Source organism: Methylobacterium sp. WL18, from assembly GCF_008040015.1.
In the GTDB taxonomy this organism is placed as follows: domain Bacteria; phylum Pseudomonadota; class Alphaproteobacteria; order Rhizobiales; family Beijerinckiaceae; genus Methylobacterium; species Methylobacterium mesophilicum.
Map to the genome: position 1 here is coordinate 1 of NZ_VRVD01000942.1, position 1337 is coordinate 1337.

1 protein-coding gene and 1 pseudogene are annotated in these 1337 nt (G+C 70.8%); one reads left to right on the forward strand and one right to left on the reverse strand.

Annotation, left to right across the window (positions count from 1 at the left end; genetic code table 11):
* On the reverse strand, positions 1–840 hold an 840-nt coding region (locus FV228_RS29920), incomplete at its 3' end, for a glycosyltransferase (protein ID WP_147857750.1).
* 185 nt (positions 841–1025) lie between these two features.
* On the opposite strand from FV228_RS29920, the pseudogene FV228_RS29925 reads away from it, so the two are divergent.
* Positions 1026–1337: pseudogene (locus tag FV228_RS29925) on the forward strand (cytochrome b/b6 domain-containing protein); the annotation flags it as partial.

Sequence of the window (1337 nt, forward strand, 5' to 3'; positions counted from 1 at the left end):
GGCGGCCACCGGCGTGCCGCAGGCGAGCGCCTCGGCGACCACGAGGCCGAACGGCTCCTCCCAGCGCGGCGAAACGATCGCCACCCGGGCGCGGCCGAGATGGTGCGCGAGGTCCCGGTGCGAGAGGTGGCCGAGATGGGTCAGGTCGGGCCCGAGCCGCGGGGCGATCTCGGCCGCCCAGTAGCCGGGATTGAGCTTGGGGCCCGCGAAGGTCAGCGGCAGCCCGGCCGCGCGGGCGGCGTCGATGGCGAGGTGAAGCCCCTTCTCGGGTACGATCCGGCCGGACCAGAACGCGAAGGGCGGGGCGTCGGGAGTCTCGGAATACGCGAAGGTCGAGAGGTCGACGCCGTTGTCGACCACCTGCGCGCCGGGCACGAGCGATTGCCATTCCTGGGCGAGCGAGGGCGAGACCGCCAGGAAGGCCATGTCGGGATCGGCCTGCACCACGCCGGAGACCAGGGCGTCGAAGGGCGGGGTGTGCAGCACCGTGACCCAGGGCAGCCCGAGTCGGGCGCTCATCTGCAGGGGCAGGGCGTGCAGCGCGTTGTTGTGCACGAGATCGAACCCGCCGGCCGCGACCAGCTCCATCATCCGCCGGTAGGCGTCGTACTCGGCCGCGTCGATCGCCTCCTCGCGCTCGGGATCCGCCACGGCGTCGCCGGTCGGGTCGCACAGCATCACCGGTTCGAGCGCCGGGTCCGAGCCCCGGCTGGCGAACAGCGTCACATCGTGCCCGCGCCGCTTCAACGCCACGGTCAGCAGATGCGTGTGCATCTCCAGACCGCCGGCATAGGGCTGGCCGATCGGGTACTTCAGATGTGCCAGGACAGCGATCTTCACGCGCGCACCGAATCCGGTTGTGTGGGGATCTTTGCCGGCCGCAGCGGAGCGCAAGGAATTTCGTCCGCAGCGAGCGTGGCGGGTATCATGCCCATCTTTTCTTCATCAAGCGTTGCGTCATCGACGCCGGGAGCGACGACGGACGCAGCGCGTTCCCACCGTCATAAGGGCTGCGGTCTGAACCGATGATGATCGAGACGCGAGGTCGACCATTCAGCCGGGTGCGCCACCCCGCCTGGGTCCGCCTGACCCACTGGACCGGCGCCGCCGCGACCTTGGCGCTGATGGTCAGCGGCACCGCGATCCTGCTCGCCCTGCCGAAGCTGTTCTGGGGGGAGACCGGGGCCAACGACGCGCCGGCCTGGATCGCCCTGCCGCTGCCGGTGAACCTCGAGCAGACCGGCTGGGCGCGCAACCTGCACTTCCTGGCCGCCTGGATCTTCGTCCTCAACGGGGCCGCCTACCTGGCCCTGGCGCTGCTGCGCGGGCATCTGCGG